At 57.8% G+C, this 16,403-nt stretch carries 24 protein-coding genes; 1 reads left to right on the top strand and 23 read right to left on the bottom strand.

The genetic code is table 11. The features are described 5' to 3' along the window. Nucleotides 1-5: 5 nt before the first annotated feature. The 3 genes from AC1RTP_RS20840 to AC1RTP_RS20850 form a co-directional block, all read right to left on the bottom strand. Nucleotides 6-1,376 carry a sensor histidine kinase gene (locus AC1RTP_RS20840; protein ID WP_498610098.1) on the bottom strand — a complete coding sequence of 457 codons (1,371 nt, stop codon included), beginning with the start codon at nucleotides 1,374-1,376 and terminating at the stop codon, nucleotides 6-8. Beyond that, nucleotides 1,376-2,098, bottom strand: a complete 723-nt coding sequence (locus tag AC1RTP_RS20845) for a response regulator (protein WP_498610100.1) — start codon at nucleotides 2,096-2,098, stop codon at nucleotides 1,376-1,378. Before AC1RTP_RS20845 ends, AC1RTP_RS20840 begins: the two co-directional genes overlap by 1 nt. Nucleotides 2,099-2,202: 104 nt before the next feature. Further along, nucleotides 2,203-3,270: a hypothetical protein gene (locus tag AC1RTP_RS20850; protein WP_498610102.1), complete on the bottom strand. Its 1,068-nt coding sequence runs from the start codon at nucleotides 3,268-3,270 to the stop codon at nucleotides 2,203-2,205. Between the two features lie 59 nt (nucleotides 3,271-3,329). On the opposite strand from AC1RTP_RS20850, the gene AC1RTP_RS20855 reads away from it, so the two are divergent. After that, nucleotides 3,330-3,926: a Spy/CpxP family protein refolding chaperone gene (locus AC1RTP_RS20855; RefSeq protein ID WP_498610104.1), complete on the top strand. Its 597-nt coding sequence runs from the start codon at nucleotides 3,330-3,332 to the stop codon at nucleotides 3,924-3,926. Between the two features lie 292 nt (nucleotides 3,927-4,218). On the opposite strand, the gene AC1RTP_RS20860 is transcribed toward AC1RTP_RS20855, so the two are convergent. From AC1RTP_RS20860 to rplN, 20 genes are all read right to left on the bottom strand, one after another. After that, nucleotides 4,219-5,031: a hypothetical protein gene (locus AC1RTP_RS20860; RefSeq protein WP_498610106.1), complete on the bottom strand. Its 813-nt coding sequence runs from the start codon at nucleotides 5,029-5,031 to the stop codon at nucleotides 4,219-4,221. A 132-nt stretch (nucleotides 5,032-5,163) separates the two neighbouring features. Then, nucleotides 5,164-7,044, bottom strand: coding sequence for a protein-disulfide reductase DsbD (dsbD, locus tag AC1RTP_RS20865; RefSeq protein WP_498610108.1), 1,881 nt, complete (start codon nucleotides 7,042-7,044; stop codon nucleotides 5,164-5,166). A gap of 128 nt (nucleotides 7,045-7,172) precedes the next feature. Continuing rightward, nucleotides 7,173-7,568 (bottom strand): 50S ribosomal protein L17, encoded by a 396-nt coding sequence (gene rplQ / locus AC1RTP_RS20870; RefSeq protein ID WP_090436005.1) that lies wholly within the window; start codon nucleotides 7,566-7,568, stop codon nucleotides 7,173-7,175. 181 nt (nucleotides 7,569-7,749) lie between these two features. Further along, nucleotides 7,750-8,727, bottom strand: a complete 978-nt coding sequence (locus AC1RTP_RS20875) for a DNA-directed RNA polymerase subunit alpha (protein ID WP_498610110.1) — start codon at nucleotides 8,725-8,727, stop codon at nucleotides 7,750-7,752. A 102-nt stretch (nucleotides 8,728-8,829) separates the two neighbouring features. After that, nucleotides 8,830-9,453 carry a 30S ribosomal protein S4 gene (rpsD, locus tag AC1RTP_RS20880; protein ID WP_498610112.1) on the bottom strand — a complete coding sequence of 208 codons (624 nt, stop codon included), beginning with the start codon at nucleotides 9,451-9,453 and terminating at the stop codon, nucleotides 8,830-8,832. A gap of 222 nt (nucleotides 9,454-9,675) precedes the next feature. Then, on the bottom strand, nucleotides 9,676-10,080 hold the full coding sequence (gene rpsK / locus AC1RTP_RS20885; protein ID WP_028101645.1) for a 30S ribosomal protein S11: 405 nt from the start codon (nucleotides 10,078-10,080) through the stop codon (nucleotides 9,676-9,678). A gap of 14 nt (nucleotides 10,081-10,094) precedes the next feature. After that, nucleotides 10,095-10,460, bottom strand: coding sequence for a 30S ribosomal protein S13 (rpsM, locus tag AC1RTP_RS20890; protein ID WP_028101646.1), 366 nt, complete (start codon nucleotides 10,458-10,460; stop codon nucleotides 10,095-10,097). Nucleotides 10,461-10,475: 15 nt separating this feature from the next. Next, nucleotides 10,476-10,589, bottom strand: coding sequence for a 50S ribosomal protein L36 (gene rpmJ, locus AC1RTP_RS20895; protein ID WP_082507582.1), 114 nt, complete (start codon nucleotides 10,587-10,589; stop codon nucleotides 10,476-10,478). A 36-nt stretch (nucleotides 10,590-10,625) separates the two neighbouring features. Continuing rightward, on the bottom strand, nucleotides 10,626-10,844 hold the full coding sequence (infA, locus tag AC1RTP_RS20900; protein ID WP_005663428.1) for a translation initiation factor IF-1: 219 nt from the start codon (nucleotides 10,842-10,844) through the stop codon (nucleotides 10,626-10,628). Beyond that, complete coding sequence (gene secY, locus AC1RTP_RS20905) at nucleotides 10,845-12,179, bottom strand: preprotein translocase subunit SecY (protein WP_498610116.1); 1,335 nt, start codon at nucleotides 12,177-12,179, stop codon at nucleotides 10,845-10,847. Nucleotides 12,180-12,205: 26 nt separating this feature from the next. Beyond that, entirely contained in the window at nucleotides 12,206-12,637 is a 432-nt protein-coding gene (rplO, locus tag AC1RTP_RS20910) for a 50S ribosomal protein L15 (protein ID WP_028101648.1), read from the bottom strand. Between the two features lie 26 nt (nucleotides 12,638-12,663). Beyond that, nucleotides 12,664-12,840, bottom strand: coding sequence for a 50S ribosomal protein L30 (rpmD, locus tag AC1RTP_RS20915; protein ID WP_035373423.1), 177 nt, complete (start codon nucleotides 12,838-12,840; stop codon nucleotides 12,664-12,666). A gap of 14 nt (nucleotides 12,841-12,854) precedes the next feature. After that, nucleotides 12,855-13,373 (bottom strand): 30S ribosomal protein S5, encoded by a 519-nt coding sequence (rpsE, locus tag AC1RTP_RS20920; RefSeq protein WP_057264732.1) that lies wholly within the window; start codon nucleotides 13,371-13,373, stop codon nucleotides 12,855-12,857. Nucleotides 13,374-13,383: 10 nt separating this feature from the next. Further along, nucleotides 13,384-13,746, bottom strand: coding sequence for a 50S ribosomal protein L18 (gene rplR / locus AC1RTP_RS20925; protein WP_028101651.1), 363 nt, complete (start codon nucleotides 13,744-13,746; stop codon nucleotides 13,384-13,386). Nucleotides 13,747-13,759: 13 nt separating this feature from the next. Further along, entirely contained in the window at nucleotides 13,760-14,293 is a 534-nt protein-coding gene (gene rplF / locus AC1RTP_RS20930) for a 50S ribosomal protein L6 (protein WP_498610118.1), read from the bottom strand. Between the two features lie 11 nt (nucleotides 14,294-14,304). Beyond that, complete coding sequence (gene rpsH, locus AC1RTP_RS20935) at nucleotides 14,305-14,700, bottom strand: 30S ribosomal protein S8 (RefSeq protein ID WP_155452624.1); 396 nt, start codon at nucleotides 14,698-14,700, stop codon at nucleotides 14,305-14,307. A 14-nt stretch (nucleotides 14,701-14,714) separates the two neighbouring features. After that, nucleotides 14,715-15,020, bottom strand: a complete 306-nt coding sequence (rpsN, locus tag AC1RTP_RS20940; protein ID WP_055937643.1) for a 30S ribosomal protein S14 — start codon at nucleotides 15,018-15,020, stop codon at nucleotides 14,715-14,717. A gap of 6 nt (nucleotides 15,021-15,026) precedes the next feature. Next, on the bottom strand, nucleotides 15,027-15,566 hold the full coding sequence (rplE, locus tag AC1RTP_RS20945; protein ID WP_028101655.1) for a 50S ribosomal protein L5: 540 nt from the start codon (nucleotides 15,564-15,566) through the stop codon (nucleotides 15,027-15,029). Between the two features lie 6 nt (nucleotides 15,567-15,572). Beyond that, on the bottom strand, nucleotides 15,573-15,887 hold the full coding sequence (gene rplX / locus AC1RTP_RS20950; RefSeq protein WP_055937637.1) for a 50S ribosomal protein L24: 315 nt from the start codon (nucleotides 15,885-15,887) through the stop codon (nucleotides 15,573-15,575). A gap of 11 nt (nucleotides 15,888-15,898) precedes the next feature. Continuing rightward, nucleotides 15,899-16,267 (bottom strand): 50S ribosomal protein L14, encoded by a 369-nt coding sequence (gene rplN / locus AC1RTP_RS20955; protein ID WP_028101657.1) that lies wholly within the window; start codon nucleotides 16,265-16,267, stop codon nucleotides 15,899-15,901. Between the last annotated feature and the right edge of the window lie 136 nt (nucleotides 16,268-16,403).

Genomic DNA, 16,403 nt, shown 5'->3' on the forward strand with positions numbered 1-16,403 from the left:
TCCAACTATTTTCCTGCATAAAATTCGGGGAACACGAGGGTGACTTCGAGGCCGCCGCTCGGGTGATTGGCCAGGCTCAAGCGAGCGCCGTGCTGCTCAGCGATATTGCGCGCAATCGTCAGGCCCAGGCCGGTGCCGCCGGAGGAGCGGTTGCGCGAAGTCTCCAGGCGGTAAAACGGTTCAAACACTTGCGCCAGCTGGTCGGCCGGGATGCCCGGGCCCTCGTCGCGGATGGTGACGCGAGAGGAACCAGCCAGGCGCTCCACGGTCACATGGGCGCGCTGGCCGTACTTGACGGCGTTGTCGATCAGGTTGACCAGGCAGCGGCGGATGTCGAGCGGGCGACCCATCAGGTCCATCGCGGCGCGGCCTTTCAAATCCACTTCCTGGCCAGCGTCGGCGGCATCGGCGCACACGCTGTCGAGCAAGGCGTCTAGGTCGACGCGCTGCATGACTTCGGTGGTATCCATGCTGCGCGCCAGGTCCAGGCCTTCCTTCACCATTTGCTGCATCGCCGACAGGTCTTCCAGCAGCTTGCCTTGCAGCTCATGGTCCTGCACTTTTTCCAGGCGCAGGCGCATGCGTGTCAGCGGGGTCTGCAAATCGTGGGTGATGGCAGCCAGCATTTCCGTGCGCTGGGCGATGTGCTGGCGGATGCGCGCCTGCATCGCATTGAAGGCGGCCGAGGCGGTGCGGATTTCCGTGGCGCCACCCAGCTCGATCGGCGCGTGATTGATGTCGTTGCCCAGTTTTTTGGCGGCGTCGGCCAGTTTGTTCAACGGGCCCATGGTCATGCGCGCCACCAGGTAGGCCAGTACGGCAATGCTGAGCAGGAAAGGAACGAAGGCGGCATATTCATTCTTGCCGGTCGGCGCCGGCTGGCGTGGCGGCAGGATGGAGAGTTTCAGGTGTTGGCCGTCGGGCATGGTCACGGCCAGCGATTCGCAGGTGCCGCGCCAGATGCCGGTGCCGGCGCCGAAGACCGGGAAAGCGGTATAAGTCTGCGTTGGACGGTCGCAAGCATCCGGACGCTCGTGCAGCGAACGCAACGCATATTCCTTGCCCAGCCGGTTTCCAAGCGTGGAGGCGAATTCGCTCAGCTGCGGGCTGACGTCGCTCAGCTCGCCGAGCACTTCCAGCTTGATGGCGCCCATGCTGGCCACACGCAGGTACTGGTTGCGCGAATCCGGCAGCACCACGCCGGCGGTGGAAATGATTTGTTCGGCGCGCTCGAGGGCGAAGTAATCGCGATAGCGCTGCAGGGTGCGCTGGCGTTCATTGACGGCCAGGTACTGCGTCAGGGCGGCGGAGGCAAGAATGCCCAGCATCAGGACCAGAAAGACCCGCCCCGTCATGCCCCGGAAAAAGGATTTCATCAGTCCGGCTCCACAGCCACCGTTCCGGCCAGCACATAGCCGCCGTTACGCACCGTTTTGATGATCTGCGGCAGGCGCGCGTCCTCGCCCAGTTTCTGGCGCAGGCGGCTGATCTGGATGTCGATCGAACGGTCGAAGGGGTCGGCGTCGCGGCCCTGGGTCAGGTTCAGCAACTGGTCGCGGTTCAGCACGCGGTTCGGGTGCTCGAGGAAGACCTTGAGTAGGCGGAATTCCGCGCCGGAGAGCATGATCACCGTGCCTTGCGGGTTGACCAGGTGGCGCGCGGTCAGGTCCAGCACCCAGTTCGAGAAGCGGATGCGGCTGGCTTTCTCAACGCCGCTGGCGGCGGTGGTGGTGCTGCGGCGCAGGACGCTGCGGATGCGGGCCAGCAGCTCGCGCGGCTCGAAGGGCTTGGGCAGGTAATCGTCGGCGCCCATTTCCAGGCCGAGGATGCGGTCCAGCGGCTCGCTGCGGGCGGTCAGCATGATGACCGGCAGGGTCGAGTGGGCGCGCAGCTTGCGGCACAGGGTCAGGCCATCTTCGCCGGGCAGGTTCAGGTCCAGCACGATCAGGTCGGGCTTGGTGTTGTCCAGCAGTTTCCACATGCCGGCGCCATCGCCGGCGCCGTGGGTGCGGTAGCCGTTGGTCTCCAGGTAATCCTGCAGCAGGGTGCGGATATCGCGGTCGTCGTCGACGATCAGAATTGAGGCGGCATTTTCCATGCCTACAATTATCCCTTGATACGGCAAGGCCAGGTAATCAGTTTGTATCGCCATGTGTAAACCAATCCGGTCTACACATTGCGTTACAAACTGGCGCGGCGGGATCAATCCTGGGTCATGACCCAGCTGCCGCTGGCGTAGTTCGGCGCGCTCCAACTGCCACTCAACTGCCGGAGGTTGTCGAATTTGCCTGTGAAAGTCGAGCCATAATTGCCATTATTGGAAGCGGTGAAAAACACGCTGCCATCGGCGTTGACGGTGCCGGTGATATTGAATTCCACAGCCGAGCCGACGCAGTTGCCGGTGATATTGCTGCCATCAAACGTGAGCTTGCAGAGACCGCTGACGTTCTGGCCTTGGGCAACGCCTTCGTAGCGCCCATTCCAGTTACCCATGAAGCGCATTACGGTATCGAACTTGCGCGCCAGCTTCTGCTTCGAATACCCCAGCATTGTCTCGGTGTCGACCCTGCTGCGGCTTTCGCCAGTGGTTTTGTTCGTGATCGTGAAATTCGTCACGCATTTGACGTCAATGCCCAAATCAGGCTCCCACCAGCAAGTTTGCTCGGTAAGCTGTCGCAGGTTGCCGTCTTCCTCAATGCCGTTGCGGACTACCTTCAGCACATTGAATATCCCGGCCGGCACGGTAACCTGTTCCATTGGGAAAACCTTGTCCTTGAAATCATACGTATGTTGCTCCGCAGGGTTGGTCGAACACTTGCCCTGCACAATGCCGGCTGTTTGGGTGCTCATCCCAACGGTAACCGTGTATGGCGCGACCGGATAGTACGACGGGTTAGGCGCCGCAGTGCAAGAGCCATTGCTGGTATTGAGCCAGCGGCCCAGGCTGTCAAAGTCCGAGATGTTCGTGTTCGAGACATAGGCCAGCGGGCTCGACGAGCTGATGTAGTCGCCCAGGTAGGCGGCCGACACCGCGCCATCCGGCGCCACGCTGCGAATCACTTTAGTGGAGTAGCTATAAGTATCGGCAGTGGCGCCCTGCGCCCGCGATACGAATTCCCAAGTGTAATAGTCGCCGACCGTGGCCGCAGCTGCCGCATAGGTCGGTGTGGACGACAATTGCCCGGCTTCTTTCGCGGTCGAACCGCCGCCGCCGCCGCACCCCACCAGAATTGCCGCCGCCACCATCAATCCAATCCAACTACTACGCATACATTCCACCAGATTCAAGAAATTCAAAAGGCGGCAATGTTGCCATAAAGTAATCAGATGTGCAACAACTGGATACAAAGTCTTGGGTCGGGGACACTTGGCGGAAACAGAAAATATGGAAGATGCTTCCATGTGCTGTGCGAGAGCACATTTTCACAAGTTCATTTCTGAAGGGATTTAAGATGAAAACCTTGCATAAAGCATTTGTTATCGGCGCAGCAGTTATTGGCTTTGGTGTGTCCGCCTTGCCGGCCATGGCAGAAGAAGCCCCGCAGCACCAATATGCGGCCACTAAATTCGATCCTGTAAAAATGCAGGAGCGCATGGACCAGCACGCCAAGCGCATGCACGATGCGCTGAAAATTACGCCGGCACAGGAAGGCGCATGGCAAGCCTATTTGTCGGCGCTGAAATCGAATATGCCGCAACGCGGCCAATTCGACCGCGCTGCCTTTAAAGATATGCCGGCGCCACAGCGTATGGAAAAACATATTGAGATGGCGAAGGCACATATCGTCCGCATGGAGAGCAATCTTGCCGCCACAAAGACTTTGTATTCCGTGCTGACGCCTGAACAGCAAAAAGTGTTCGACGAAAAGGCCAGCCATTTCGGCCATCGCGGACATTCGCGCATGATGCAGCATCACCAGAATTAAAACAAAGGGCGCCTCACGGCGCCCTTGTTTTAACATCCATTAGTCCTGGGTGATCACCCAGGTTCCGTTACCATAATTCGGTACACTCCAGGCACCGCTAATCTGCTGCAGGGTGTCGACCTTCCCGGTAAACGTCGGTCCCGTAACCCCATTCACAGTGAGATTAAATTCCAGTTTGCCGTCGGCGTCGATCTTGCCCGTGATGTCAAATGTGACTGCCGCGCCACTGCAATTGCCCTTGATCGTACCATCCGCGGCGAACGATAACGCGCAGTTACCAGTCGCGGCACCGCTAAAAGCTTCCTGTCCAGGATCCCACGAAACGCTGAAGCGTGTTGTACTTACGTGCCAGTTTCTGATTAGAGAAGCCTATCAGCTCATCAATGAACTCAAGATTCTTGATCGCGCCGGTCGCCTTGGTCGTCCTGACGATTTTGTCCACACATTTGACTTCCACACCCAGGTCAGGCTCCCACCAGCAGGTGCGCTCACTGACCGTTGACGCGGTTCCGGAGTCGGTAGTGGAGTTTCGAGTCACCTTTAGCGCATTGAATGTACCGGCAGGCACAGTCACCTGTTCCATAGCGCCAACGGTGCTTTTATGGTCGAGTGTGCTTTGTTTGATTTTGCCTGTGCCGCATTGGAGTTCGTAAGTGCCCGTGTGCTGCCAGCTCATGCCGGCTGATATGGTATAGGGGGCAACATAGAAATAAGGCTGTTTGTTGGTCGTAATGCAAAAACCATCGGAGTTGCTGACCCAGTGCCCAGCACTGTCGTATTCATCGGTCGAGGTCGAGGAACTAAATGATAGTGGCTCGACTGGCGAGGCATAATCCGCGAGGGTTTTAATGGTTTTCGCCCCATCCTTCGCGACATTGCTCACCAAGTTCGTCAAGTAATCGGTCGTGTCGGCCTGACCATCAACTTTGGATTGCTCTTTGAACGAATAATAGTCGCCTACAGTTGCAGAAGCTGCCGTATATGTTTTAGGGCCGGACGGCAGTTGAACTGTAGACTGCCCGCTGCTTTGTGCGTCACCACCACCGCCCCCACATGCCGCCAGCAAACAAGCCAACCCAAGCACACCGAACTTTCGAACTTCCATGAACACCCCTGAGAAATATAATCAAAATGAAAAATACATTAATTATATCGCAACATTGGTGCTGATTCATCTGCCCGACCTCGTGGCGCGCAAGTGATTGCAATGAAAAAGGCGCCTTGCGGCGCCTTTGCTTCAGTTTAACTTTTCCAGCGATCGCAGGAATTTCTCTTTATCCTGGAAGCCGATCACCCGCGCATCGGGAATCTCCTGCCCGGCGCCGTTGAACATGATGATGCCCGGCGGACCAAACAGCGTGAAGCGTTGCAGCATGGCTTTGTCGTCAGCGTTATTGGCGGTCACGTCCACCTGCAGCAAAATCGTGTTGGCCAGCTTCTGCTGCACGGCAGGATCGATGAAGGTCAGCTTCTCCATTTCCTTGCAGGACACGCACCAGTCGGCATAGAAGTCCAGGATCACGGTCTTGCCGCCGGTTTGCGCCAGCACGGCATCCAGGTCCGACACCGATTTAACGCGGGTGAATTTCAGGTGCTTGTCGGCGCGGCCTGCCAAACGTTCAATCGGATGCAGCGGATCGGTACTGCCAGTGGCCAGACCCGCGATCTGGATCAGGCCAATGGCCGCGAACAGGGCTGCAACCACCTTCGGCAGCCATTTGCCTTGCTCATGGGTCAGCAGGTAGAAGGCGTAGCCCACGCCGAGGATGGCCCAGCCGATCATCTGCACTTTGCCCGGCAAGACCGGCGACACCAGCCACAGTGCCATGGCCAGCATCAGCACGCCGAAGAAGCGCTTCACGCCCTGCATCCAGATACCGGCGCGCGGCACCAGTGCGCCGGCCGACAAGCCAACCAGCAGCAGCGGAACGCTCATGCCAACCGCCATCGAGAATAGTGCGAGGCCGCCCACGACCACGTCGCGGGTCTGGCTGATGTAGACCAGGGCGCCGGCCAAGGGCGCCGCAACGCAGGGTCCAACGATCAAGGCGGAGATGGCGCCCATGGCGAATACGCCGGCCAGTTTGCCGCCGGAGTGGCGGTTTGATGCGGTCGCCAGGCGGGACTGCATGCCCGCCGGGACCTGCAATTCAAAGACGCCGAACATGGAGAGCGACATACCCGCCATCAGCAAGCCGAAGGCGCCCAGCACCCACGGATTCTGCAGGGCAGCCGACAGGCCCTGCCCAATCAGGCCGGCAGCGATGCCCAGCGCGGTATAAACAATCGCCATGCCCAAGGAGTAGCTCAGCGAAAGGGCGAAGCCGCGCGATCGGCGGCCTGGGCCGATGCCGTCGCCTACGATGATCGAGGACAGGATAGGCACCATCGGCAGCACGCACGGCGTGAAGGACAGGCCCAGGCCAAGCAGGATGAACAGAGGTGCGATCACGAGCAAGCTGCCGCCCTTCAGCGCGGATTCGATCTTGCCCATTTCGCTGTCGCTCGAGGCTTTGACGACAGGCGAAGCGTTGCCCGCTGCAGGCGCCTGCGCAGTCGCAGAAGCTGGCGTATCAAGTGCCGCCTGTGGCGCCGCGCCCGGGACGCTCTGGCTGCCCGCCGCCGCGCCCTTCTCGCCGCCGAGGCCGAACAGGTTGCCGCCCGAGGCTGAATTGCCGCCACCCACCACCATCAGGCGCGCCGTCGATTCCATCGGCGAATAGCACAAACCCTTTTCCGAGCAGCCCTGGCTGGTCGCCTTCAGGGTGAACGGGCCCGGCGCCTGGACCGGGATCACGATCGTCACCTGGTTGTGATAGGTCTCGACGTTCTTGTTAAAGGTTTCATCGAATTTGACTTTGCCCGGCGGGATCTGCGGCTCACCCAGCGTCGCGCCCTCCGCCACGAATTTGAAGCGTTCGCGGTACATGTAATAGCCGTCGGCGATCTCGTAAGTCACGGCAACGGCCTTGCCCTCCACTACCTTGGCGGAAAACTTGAAGGCGACCTGCGGATCGAGGAATTCCTCGTCGGCGTGCGCCGCTCCGGCAAACAGGAGGAAAAAGAGCGAGAGCGCAGCAAATAGCCACGCCTGGAAGGAGGACGCTTTATGGTGCATGGTCTTGGGCGGTGAATCGATCGGGCAGGCCCATCTTACACTGGCCGGCTTAACGCCGCTTTAAGCTGTTACCAGCAGAAATAAAAAAAGCCGGGCAAGGCCCGGCTTTCTAATAAACCTGTCTGAGATTACTCAGCGGTTGGTGCCTCGTCAGCGGAGCTGACTTCTGGACGGTCCAGCAGCTCGATGAAAGCCATTGGAGCGTTGTCGCCATGACGGAAACCCATTTTCAGGATACGCAGGTAGCCGCCGTTGCGGTTTGCGTAGCGTGGGCCCAGTTCAGCGAACAGCTTCAGAACCATCTCGCGGTCGCGCAGACGGGAGAAAGCCAGGCGCTTGTTGGCCAGGGTGTCGGTCTTGCCCAGGGTCAGGATTGGTTCCACAACGCGACGCAGTTCCTTTGCCTTTGGCAGGGTGGTCTTGATCGCTTCGTGACGCAGCAGCGAAACAGTCATGTTGCGCAGCATTGCCAGACGGTGGGACGAGGTACGGTTCAGTTTACGGAGGCCGTTACGGTGACGCATGGTACTTCCTTTCGATGTTGTTTAAATCCGAGATCTTCGATCGCCTAATCTAAGCAAAGGCGCGGTCCGGTTCAGGTTTATATACACCCGCCGCAAAGCGCGACGGGTGGTACTGCTAATCAGTTGGTAACAGGGCAGAACATCGCTGCGCGATGTCCAGCACTGTCACCAAATGTTGAAATTACTTCTCCAGACCAGCAGGTGGCCAGTTCTCGAGTTTCATGCCCAAGGTCAGGCCGCGCGATGCCAGCACTTCCTTGATTTCGTTCAGCGACTTGCGGCCCAGGTTCGGGGTCTTCAGCAGCTCGTTTTCGGTGCGCTGGATCAGGTCGCCGATGTAGTAGATGTTTTCTGCTTTCAGGCAGTTGGCCGAACGCACGGTCAGTTCCAGGTCGTCCACTGGACGCAGCAGGATCGGATCGACCATTGGAGCGCGGGATGGCGCTTCAGCGGCGGTTTCGGTGCCTTCCAGGGCAGCAAACACGTTCAGCTGGTCGACCAGCACGCGTGCCGATTGACGGATCGCTTCTTCCGGGGTGATCACGCCATTGGTTTCAATGTTGATGATCAGCTTGTCCAGGTCGGTACGCTGTTCCACACGTGCCGATTCGACAGCGTAGGAAACACGGCGCACTGGCGAGAACGAGGCGTCCAGGATGATGCGGCCGATGGTCTTGTTGGCGTCTTCCGACAGGCGACGCACGTTACCAGGAACGTAGCCGCGGCCTTTTTCGACCTTGATCTGCATGTCCAGCTTGCCGCCGGCAGTCAGGTTGGCGATCACGTGATCCGGGTTGATCAGCTCGACGTCGTGTGGCAGGTCGATGTCCGACGCCATCACTGGGCCTTCGCCTTCTTTCTTCAGGGTCAGGGTCACGGAGTCACGGTTGTGCACCTTGAACACGACACCCTTCAGGTTCAGCAGCAGGTCAACCACGTCTTCCTGCACGCCGTCCAGCGAGGAGTACTCGTGAACGACACCGGCGATGGTGACTTCGGTCGGCGCAAAGCCGGTCATCGAAGACAGCAGCACGCGGCGCAGCGCGTTGCCCAGAGTGTGGCCGTAGCCGCGCTCGAATGGCTCCATCACGACTTTGGCGTGACCGTGGCCCAGGGCTTCAACATCGATAATACGTGGTTTCAACAAGCTATTTTGCATGTAAATGTCCTTTTCATTACCCTCGGCTCGTTACACCGATAAGGCTGATGGCATTAAATGGAAAAGGCGGGACCGAGTCCCGCCTTGGTACAGCACCCGAGATTAACGGGAATACAGTTCGACGATCAGCGATTCGTTGACGTCAGCAGCGATTTCGTTACGCTCTGGGAAGGACTTGAAGGTACCTTCCATTTTCTTCGCGTCAACGGAAACCCAAGCTGGCATGCCAACTTGTTCAGCCAGCGACAGCGCTTCAACGATACGGGTCTGCTTCTTCGACTTTTCGCGAACGGCGATCACGTCGCCTTTCTTCACGTTGAACGAAGGGATGTTCACCACTTGGCCGTTCACGGTGAAGGCTTTGTGGGAAACCAGCTGACGCGCTTCGGAGCGGGTCGAGCCGAAGCCCATGCGGTATGCAACGTTGTCCAGACGGGATTCCAGCAGTTGCAGCAGGGTTTCGCCGGTTGGGCCCTTGCGGCGCTCAGCTTCAGCGAAGTAGCGACGGAACTGGCGTTCCAGCACGCCGTACATACGCTTGACCTTCTGCTTTTCGCGCAGCTGGTTGCCGTAGTCGGAAGTGCGGGCGCCGGATTTCACGCCGTGCTGGCCTGGCTTGACATCCAGTTTGCACTTGGAATCCAGGGAGCGGCGTGCGCTCTTCAGGAACAGGTCGGTGCCTTCACGGCGGGACAGTTTTGCTTTTGGTCCGATATAACGTGCCACGGTATATTTCCTTTAATGATTAAATGACGCCCCAGCCGCATCGGAATGCGGTTAGGCGCTAGCCTGGTCCACTTACAACTCAGGCGTGGCTTTTGCCTCGCCGGCAAGCCGGAAAGGCGAAAATAGCCGGACAGTATAACCGTTTCCGGTTCACTGTTCCAGCGATTTTGATTCAGAAGACGGTGGCCGGTTCACACCGAACCGGCCAATGTCAGACTGATATTAGATACGACGACGCTTTGGAGGGCGGCAGCCGTTGTGCGGCACTGGGGTAACGTCCTGGATCTCGGTGATCTTGATGCCCAGGTTGTTCAGTGCGCGAACAGCGGATTCGCGGCCAGGACCAGGGCCCTTGATGCGAACTTCCAGGTTCTTCACGCCGCATTCCTGCGCAACTTTACCAGCGGCTTCAGCAGCAACCTGCGCTGCGAACGGGGTCGACTTACGCGAACCCTTGAAGCCAGCACCACCGGAGGTCGCCCACGACAGAGCATTGCCCTGACGGTCGGTGATGGTGATGATGGTGTTGTTGAAGGAAGCGTGAACGTGTGCGATACCTTCAGCGACGTTCTTCTTGACTTTCTTGCGTACGCGAGCGGCTGCTGCGGAGCTTTGTTGCTTAGCCATAGTAGTTCCCTAGATTATTTCTTCAGCGATTGAGCGGCCTTGCGCGGGCCCTTGCGGGTACGTGCATTGGTGCGGGTGCGCTGACCGCGGACCGGCAGGCCCTTACGGTGACGCAGACCACGGTAGCAGCCCAGGTCCATCAGACGCTTGATGTTCATCGACAGTTCGCGACGCAGGTCGCCTTCGACGATGAACTTGCCGATTTCTTCACGCAGCTTTTCCAGCTCGCTGTCGTCCAGATCCTTGACCTTCTTGTTGGTTGCAACGCCGGCTTGTGCGCAGATGAACTGCGAACGTGGACGACCAATACCGTAGATCTCGGTCAGGCCGATAACGGTGTGCTTGTGATTTGGGATGTTAACCCCTGCAATACGTGCCATTCGTTATTCCCTCGATTAACCTTGACGCTGCTTGTGACGAGCTTCCACGCAGATTACGCGGACCACGCCCTTGCGCTTGATGATCTTGCAGTTGCGGCAGATGCGCTTAACTGAAGCGTTAACTTTCATGATTGCACTCTCTTATGTTCGAAATTGCTTAATTAATTACTTTGTCCGGAACACAATACGGGCCCGGGACAGGTCGTACGGCGTCAATTCAACCGTGACTTTGTCGCCAGGGAGAATGCGGATGTAGTTCATACGCATTTTACCCGAAATGTGGCCGAGTACCACGTGGCCGTTTTCCAGCTTTACTCGAAAAGTTGCATTGGGCAAGTTCTCCAGGATCTCGCCCTGCATCTGAATGACGTCGTCTTTTGCCATTTATCGTGTCGGAAGTCCGCCCTTGAAGTTAGCTTTGCGCAGCAGCGATTCATATTGCTGCGACATCACATAGTTTTGCACTTGAGCCATGAAGTCCATGGTCACAACTACAATAATCAACAGCGAAGTACCACCAAAATAGAACGACACCTTCCACTGGGCTTGCATGAATTCAGGCAGCAAGCACACGGCGGTGATATACACGGCACCCGCCAGGGTCAATCGCATCAGGATCTTGTCGATGTAACGGGCTGTCTGCTCACCGGGACGAATCCCTGGCACAAAGGCCCCGCTCTTCTTCAAGTTGTCCGCAGTTTCTTTGCTGTTGAACACCAGTGCGGTGTAGAAGAAGCAGAAGAATACGATTGCCACAGCGTACAGCAGTGCATGGATTGGCTCACCAGGAGCCATCGACGCAGCCAGATCTTTCAGGAAACGGACCACTGGGTTAGAGGTGTCCGCACCTTTCGAAAACCAGTCCACGATGGTAGCCGGGAACAAGATAATCGACGAAGCGAAGATCGGCGGAATGACGCCTGCCATGTTGAGCTTGAGCGGCAGGTGGCTGGTCTGCCCACCGTAGATCTTGTTACCGACCTGACGTTTGGCATAGTTGACCAGGATCTTGCGCTGACCACGTTCCACGAACACCACGGCGTAGGTGACAGCAGCCACCAGCAGCACGATGAGGATCGCCGACGGTGCGCCGATGGCGCCTTGCGACACTTGGGAGAACAAGCCACCCAGTGCGTTCGGCAGACCAGCAGCAATACCGGCGAAGATGATGATCGAGATGCCGTTACCAAGACCGCGCTCGGTAATCTGCTCGCCCAACCACATCACGAACATGGTGCCGGTCAGCAGCGTCACCACGGTGACGAAGCGGAAGCCCATACCAGGGTCGATCACCAGGCCAGGCTGGGCTTCCAGCGCGACCGCGATGCCGAACGCCTGGAACAGAGCCAGACCGACAGTTGCATAACGGGTGTATTGGGTAATCTTGCGACGGCCCGATTCACCTTCTTTTTTCAGCGCCTCCATCGTCGGGGACACGATCGACACCAGTTGCATGATGATCGAGGCCGAGATGTATGGAGTGATGCCCAAGGCGAAGACCGTGAAGCGCGACAGCGCGCCACCCGAGAACATGTTGAACATGCCCAGGATGCCGTTCTGCTGCGATTCAAACAGTCGCGCCAGCTCTACCGGGTTGACACCCGGGACAGGGATGTGTGCACCGATACGGTACACCACCAGAGCGCCCAGCAAAAACCACAGCCGGTTCCAAGGGAAGCCGGCGGCGGCGGATTTAGCAAGCTGTTGGTTTGTTGCCAATTTTCGCTCCGATTAAGCTAGCTGACTCAGGCTACCGAGCCGCCAGCTGCTTCGATGGCTGCTTTCGCGCCAGCGGTCACTTTCAGGCCTTTTACGGTCACTGCTTTAGTGATTTCGCCGGAAGCGATAACACGTACGTCGCGTGCCAGAACATTCAGCACGCCGGCCTGTTTCAGCACCAGGATGTCGACTTCACCGACAGCCAGGGCGTTCAGGTCGGACAGACGCACTTCAGCCTTGAAAGTGGCATTCAGGGATTTGAAGCCACGCTTAGGCAGACGACGCTGCAGAGGCATTTGACCGCCTTCGAAGCCGACTTTATGGAAGCCGCCCGAACGCGATTTCTGACCTTTGTGGCCGCGGCCTGCGGTTTTACCGAGGCCGGAGCCGATACCGCGGCCAACGCGGCGCTTAGCGTGCTTCGCGCCTTCTGCTGGTTGAATGGTATTCAGTTGCATTGTTTTCTCCAGTTCCTAAGGGTCGCTTAGGAAACGACTTTAACGAGGTAGGCGACCTTGTTGATCATGCCGCGCACAGCAGGAGTGTCCTGCAGTTCGCTGACAGAGTTCACACGACGCAGGCCCAGGCCACGCACGGTTGCGCGGTGGTCTTGACGGGTGCCGATCAGGCCCTTCACCAGTTTGACTTTGATAGTGCTCATTGAAGTGCTCCCTATTAACCCAGGATCTCTTCAACCGACTTACCGCGCTTAGCGGCGATGTCAGCTGGAGTGCTCATTTTGGCCAGGCCGTCCAGGGTGGCGCGCACCAGGTTGTATGGGTTGTTCGAACCGGTGGACTTAGCCACCACGTCGGTCACGCCCATCACCTCGAAGATAGCGCGCATTGCGCCACCTGCGATCACGCCGGTACCTGGCTTAGCTGGCGACATCATCACTTTCGACGCGCCGTGGCGGCCGGTGACGGTGTGCTGCAGGGTGCCGTTCTTCAGAGGAACCTTGATCAGGTTGCGACGGGCTTCTTCCATTGCCTTTTGCACACCGACTGGAACTTCTTTCGACTTGCCCTTGCCCATGCCGATGCGGCCATCGCCGTCACCAACCACGGTCAGCGCTGCGAAGCCCATGATGCGACCACCCTTGACCACTTTGGTCACGCGGTTGATCGCGATCATTTTTTCGCGCATGCCATCATCCGGCTTATCGGATGCCATTTTTGCTTGCATTTTTGCCATGATCGTACCCTTAGAACTTCAGGCCAGCTTCACGCGCGGCTTCCGCCAGCGCCTTGATGCGGCCGTGGTAACGGAAACCGGAGCGGTCGAAGGCGACTTCGGTGATGCCCGCTTTCAGTGCTTTTTCTGCGACACGCTTGCCAACCAGTGCGGCAGCGGCGGCGTTGCCACCCTTGCCAGACTTGCCAGCCAGCTCGGCGCGCACTTCCGCTTCCACGGTCGAGGCCGAAACCAGAACTTTGGCGTCCGGGCTGATCAGGTTCGCGTAAATGTGCAGGTTAGTGCGGTGCACCGACAGGCGGTTCACTTTCAGTTGCGCGATCTTGATGCGAGTTTGACGTCCGCGGCGCAGACGAGATTCTTTTTTGTCCATCGTCAGCCCCTAATTACTTCTTCTTGGTTTCTTTGAGCTTAACCACTTCGTCCACATAGCGGACACCCTTGCCCTTATAAGGCTCAGGGGAGCGGTAAGCACGAACTTCGGCAGCCACCTGGCCAACCTTTTGGCGATCAACGCCAGAGATGATGATCTCGGTTGGGGTTGGGGTTGCGCACTTCACGCCGGTTGGCATGTCGTGAACGACTGGGTGCGAGAAGCCCAGGGACAGGTTCAGCTTGTCGCCTTGAGCTTGGGCTTTGTAGCCCACGCCGACCAGGGACAGCTTCTTCTCGAAGCCCTTGGTTACGCCCGTTACCATGTTGTTGACCAGAGCACGCAGGGTGCCGGACATGGCGTTCGATTCACGGCTGTCGTTCACCACGTCGAAGGACAGGGTGCCAGCGTTGTTTTCAACTTTTACCAGGCCGTTCAGGCTCTGGGTCAGGGTGCCCAGCGGGCCCTTGACGGTGATCGCTTGTGCGGAGATGGCAACTTCGGCGCCAGCAGGCACAACGATCGGCATTTTAGCTACACGAGACATTGTGTTACTCCTTAAGCCACGAAGCAGATGACTTCGCCACCAACACCGGTAGCGCGCGCTTTGCGATCGGTCATGACGCCTTGCGGGGTCGACACGATTGCCACGCCCAGGCCGTTCATCACGGTTGGGATCTCATCTTTGCCTTTGTAGATACGCAGGCCTGGACGCGAAACACGTTCCAGACGTTCGATCACAGGACGGCCTACATAATATTTCAAACCGATTTTCAGTTCCGACTTGCCCTCAGAGGTGGACACGGCGAAATCTTCAATGTAACCCTCGTCTTTCAGGACGTTGGCAATCGCAACTTTAACCTTCGACGATGGCATAGCCACGGAGGTCTTTTGCACGGTTTGTGCGTTGCGAATACGGGTCAGCATATCGGCGATAGGATCGCTCATACTCATTGCTTATTCTCCTATTACCAGCTGGCTTTGGTCATACCCGGGATTTCGCCACGCATGGCGAATTCACGGAGCTTGATACGACCCAGGCCGAATTTACGGAAGGTGCCACGTGGGCGACCGGTGACCTGGCAGCGGTTACGCTGACGGGTTGGAGCCGAGTTACGCGGCAGTGCCTGCAGTTTCAGGCGCGCTTCGTAACGCTCTTCTTCCGACTTGGTCTGGTCATCAATGATGGCCTTCAGAGCGGCGCGCTTGGCTGCGAATTTCGCTACCAGGTCAGCACGCTTCTGTTCACGGTTAATCAGTGCGAGTTTTGCCATGATCGTTTAGTTCCTGAACGGGAATTTAAAGGCGGCGAGCAGCGCTTTGGCTTCGTCGTCGGTCTTCGCGGTGGTGGTGATCGAGATGTTCATACCACGCAGTGCGTCGATCTTGTCGTACTCGATTTCCGGGAAGATGATCTGTTCTTTCACGCCGATGTTGTAGTTACCACGGCCATCGAAGGATTTACCAGACACACCACGGAAGTCACGCACGCGCGGCAGGGCCACGGTGATCAGACGGTCCAGGAATTCGTACATGCGGGCGCCGCGCAGGGTCACCATGGTACCGATTGGGTAGCCTTCGCGGATCTTGAAACCTGCGATTGCCTTACGGGCCTTGGTCACGACTGGCTTCTGGCCGGCGATCTTGGTCAGGTCGCCAACAGCGTGCTCGATGATTTTCTTGTCAGCCACGGCTTCCGAGAGACCCATGTTCAGGGTGATCTTGGTCAGGCGCGGCACTTCCATCACGGAGGTGTAACCGAATTTACCGGTCAGCTCAGCGACGATCTTGTCTTTGTACAGTTGTTGCAGACGGGCCATTTCTGATTACCCTTTCACTACTTCGCCGGAGGACTTGAAGACGCGGACTTTTTTACCGTCCACTTCTTTGAAGCCTACGCGATCTGCCTTACCGGTCGCAGCGTTGAACAGAGCAACGTTGGACACGTGAATAGGCATGGTCTTGTCAACGATGCCACCTTGAACACCAGTCATCGGGTTTGGCTTAACGGCTTTTTTAGCCACGTTAACGCCATCAACCACGACGTGCTCAGCGTCTACACGCTGGGTCACTACGCCGCGCTTGCCCTTGTCCTTACCAGTCAGGACGATGACTTCGTCGTTTTTGCGAATCTTATCCATTGTCTGACTCCTTACAGGACTTCCGGTGCCAGGGACACGATCTTCATGAACTTCTCAGTGCGCAGTTCGCGCGTCACTGGTCCGAAGATACGGGTACCGATCGGTTCCAGCTTGTTGTTCAGCAGGACAGCAGCATTGCCGTCGAACTTCACCAGCGAACCGTCCTGGCGACGCACACCCTTAGCGGTGCGCACTACCACGGCGTTATAAATTTCACCTTTTTTGACACGGCCGCGAGGCTGAGCCACCTTAACGGTGACCTTGATCACGTCGCCGATGCCAGCGTAACGGCGCTTGGAACCGCCCAACACCTTGATGCACATAACTTCCTTGGCACCGGTGTTGTCGGCTACTTCGAGCCGGCTTTCAGTTTGAATCATAGTTATCTCTTTCCCAACTTAAGCCGAAGAATCCACACAATGCGGATATCGGTCAGTCTTGGTCCCGCCAGCCAAAATGGCTGATTGGGTGCTTGATCTTCATACAAGTACTGACCGCTATCGCGTCTGCGGAGAG

This window comes from Pseudoduganella sp. GW821-FHT11H04 (assembly GCF_058807935.1).

Bases quoted from the DNA above. Each gene is read 5' to 3' on its own strand.
- rplO (WP_028101648.1), bottom strand. From the start codon at position 12,637: ATGCAACTGAATACCATTCAACCAGCAGAAGGCGCGAAGCACGCTAAG.
- AC1RTP_RS20840 (WP_498610098.1), bottom strand. From the start codon at position 1,376: ATGAAATCCTTTTTCCGGGGCATGACGGGGCGGGTCTTTCTGGTCCTG.
- rplE (WP_028101655.1), bottom strand. From the start codon at position 15,566: ATGGCCCGTCTGCAACAACTGTACAAAGACAAGATCGTCGCTGAGCTG.
- rplF (WP_498610118.1), bottom strand. From the start codon at position 14,293: ATGTCTCGTGTAGCTAAAATGCCGATCGTTGTGCCTGCTGGCGCCGAA.
- AC1RTP_RS20860 (WP_498610106.1), bottom strand. From the start codon at position 5,031: ATGGAAGTTCGAAAGTTCGGTGTGCTTGGGTTGGCTTGTTTGCTGGCG.
- rpmJ (WP_082507582.1), bottom strand. From the start codon at position 10,589: ATGAAAGTTAACGCTTCAGTTAAGCGCATCTGCCGCAACTGCAAGATC.
- rplR (WP_028101651.1), bottom strand. From the start codon at position 13,746: ATGGACAAAAAAGAATCTCGTCTGCGCCGCGGACGTCAAACTCGCATC.
- rpsH (WP_155452624.1), bottom strand. From the start codon at position 14,700: ATGAGTATGAGCGATCCTATCGCCGATATGCTGACCCGTATTCGCAAC.
- rpsE (WP_057264732.1), bottom strand. From the start codon at position 13,373: ATGGCAAAAATGCAAGCAAAAATGGCATCCGATAAGCCGGATGATGGC.
- rpsN (WP_055937643.1), bottom strand. From the start codon at position 15,020: ATGGCAAAACTCGCACTGATTAACCGTGAACAGAAGCGTGCTGACCTG.
- rpmD (WP_035373423.1), bottom strand. From the start codon at position 12,840: ATGAGCACTATCAAAGTCAAACTGGTGAAGGGCCTGATCGGCACCCGT.
- rpsK (WP_028101645.1), bottom strand. From the start codon at position 10,080: ATGGCTAAGCAACAAAGCTCCGCAGCAGCCGCTCGCGTACGCAAGAAA.
- AC1RTP_RS20850 (WP_498610102.1), bottom strand. From the start codon at position 3,270: ATGCGTAGTAGTTGGATTGGATTGATGGTGGCGGCGGCAATTCTGGTG.
- dsbD (WP_498610108.1), bottom strand. From the start codon at position 7,044: ATGCACCATAAAGCGTCCTCCTTCCAGGCGTGGCTATTTGCTGCGCTC.
- infA (WP_005663428.1), bottom strand. From the start codon at position 10,844: ATGGCAAAAGACGACGTCATTCAGATGCAGGGCGAGATCCTGGAGAAC.
- rplN (WP_028101657.1), bottom strand. From the start codon at position 16,267: ATGATTCAAACTGAAAGCCGGCTCGAAGTAGCCGACAACACCGGTGCC.
- rplX (WP_055937637.1), bottom strand. From the start codon at position 15,887: ATGGATAAGATTCGCAAAAACGACGAAGTCATCGTCCTGACTGGTAAG.
- AC1RTP_RS20875 (WP_498610110.1), bottom strand. From the start codon at position 8,727: ATGCAAAATAGCTTGTTGAAACCACGTATTATCGATGTTGAAGCCCTG.
- rpsM (WP_028101646.1), bottom strand. From the start codon at position 10,460: ATGGCACGTATTGCAGGGGTTAACATCCCAAATCACAAGCACACCGTT.
- rplQ (WP_090436005.1), bottom strand. From the start codon at position 7,568: ATGCGTCACCGTAACGGCCTCCGTAAACTGAACCGTACCTCGTCCCAC.
- AC1RTP_RS20845 (WP_498610100.1), bottom strand. From the start codon at position 2,098: ATGGAAAATGCCGCCTCAATTCTGATCGTCGACGACGACCGCGATATC.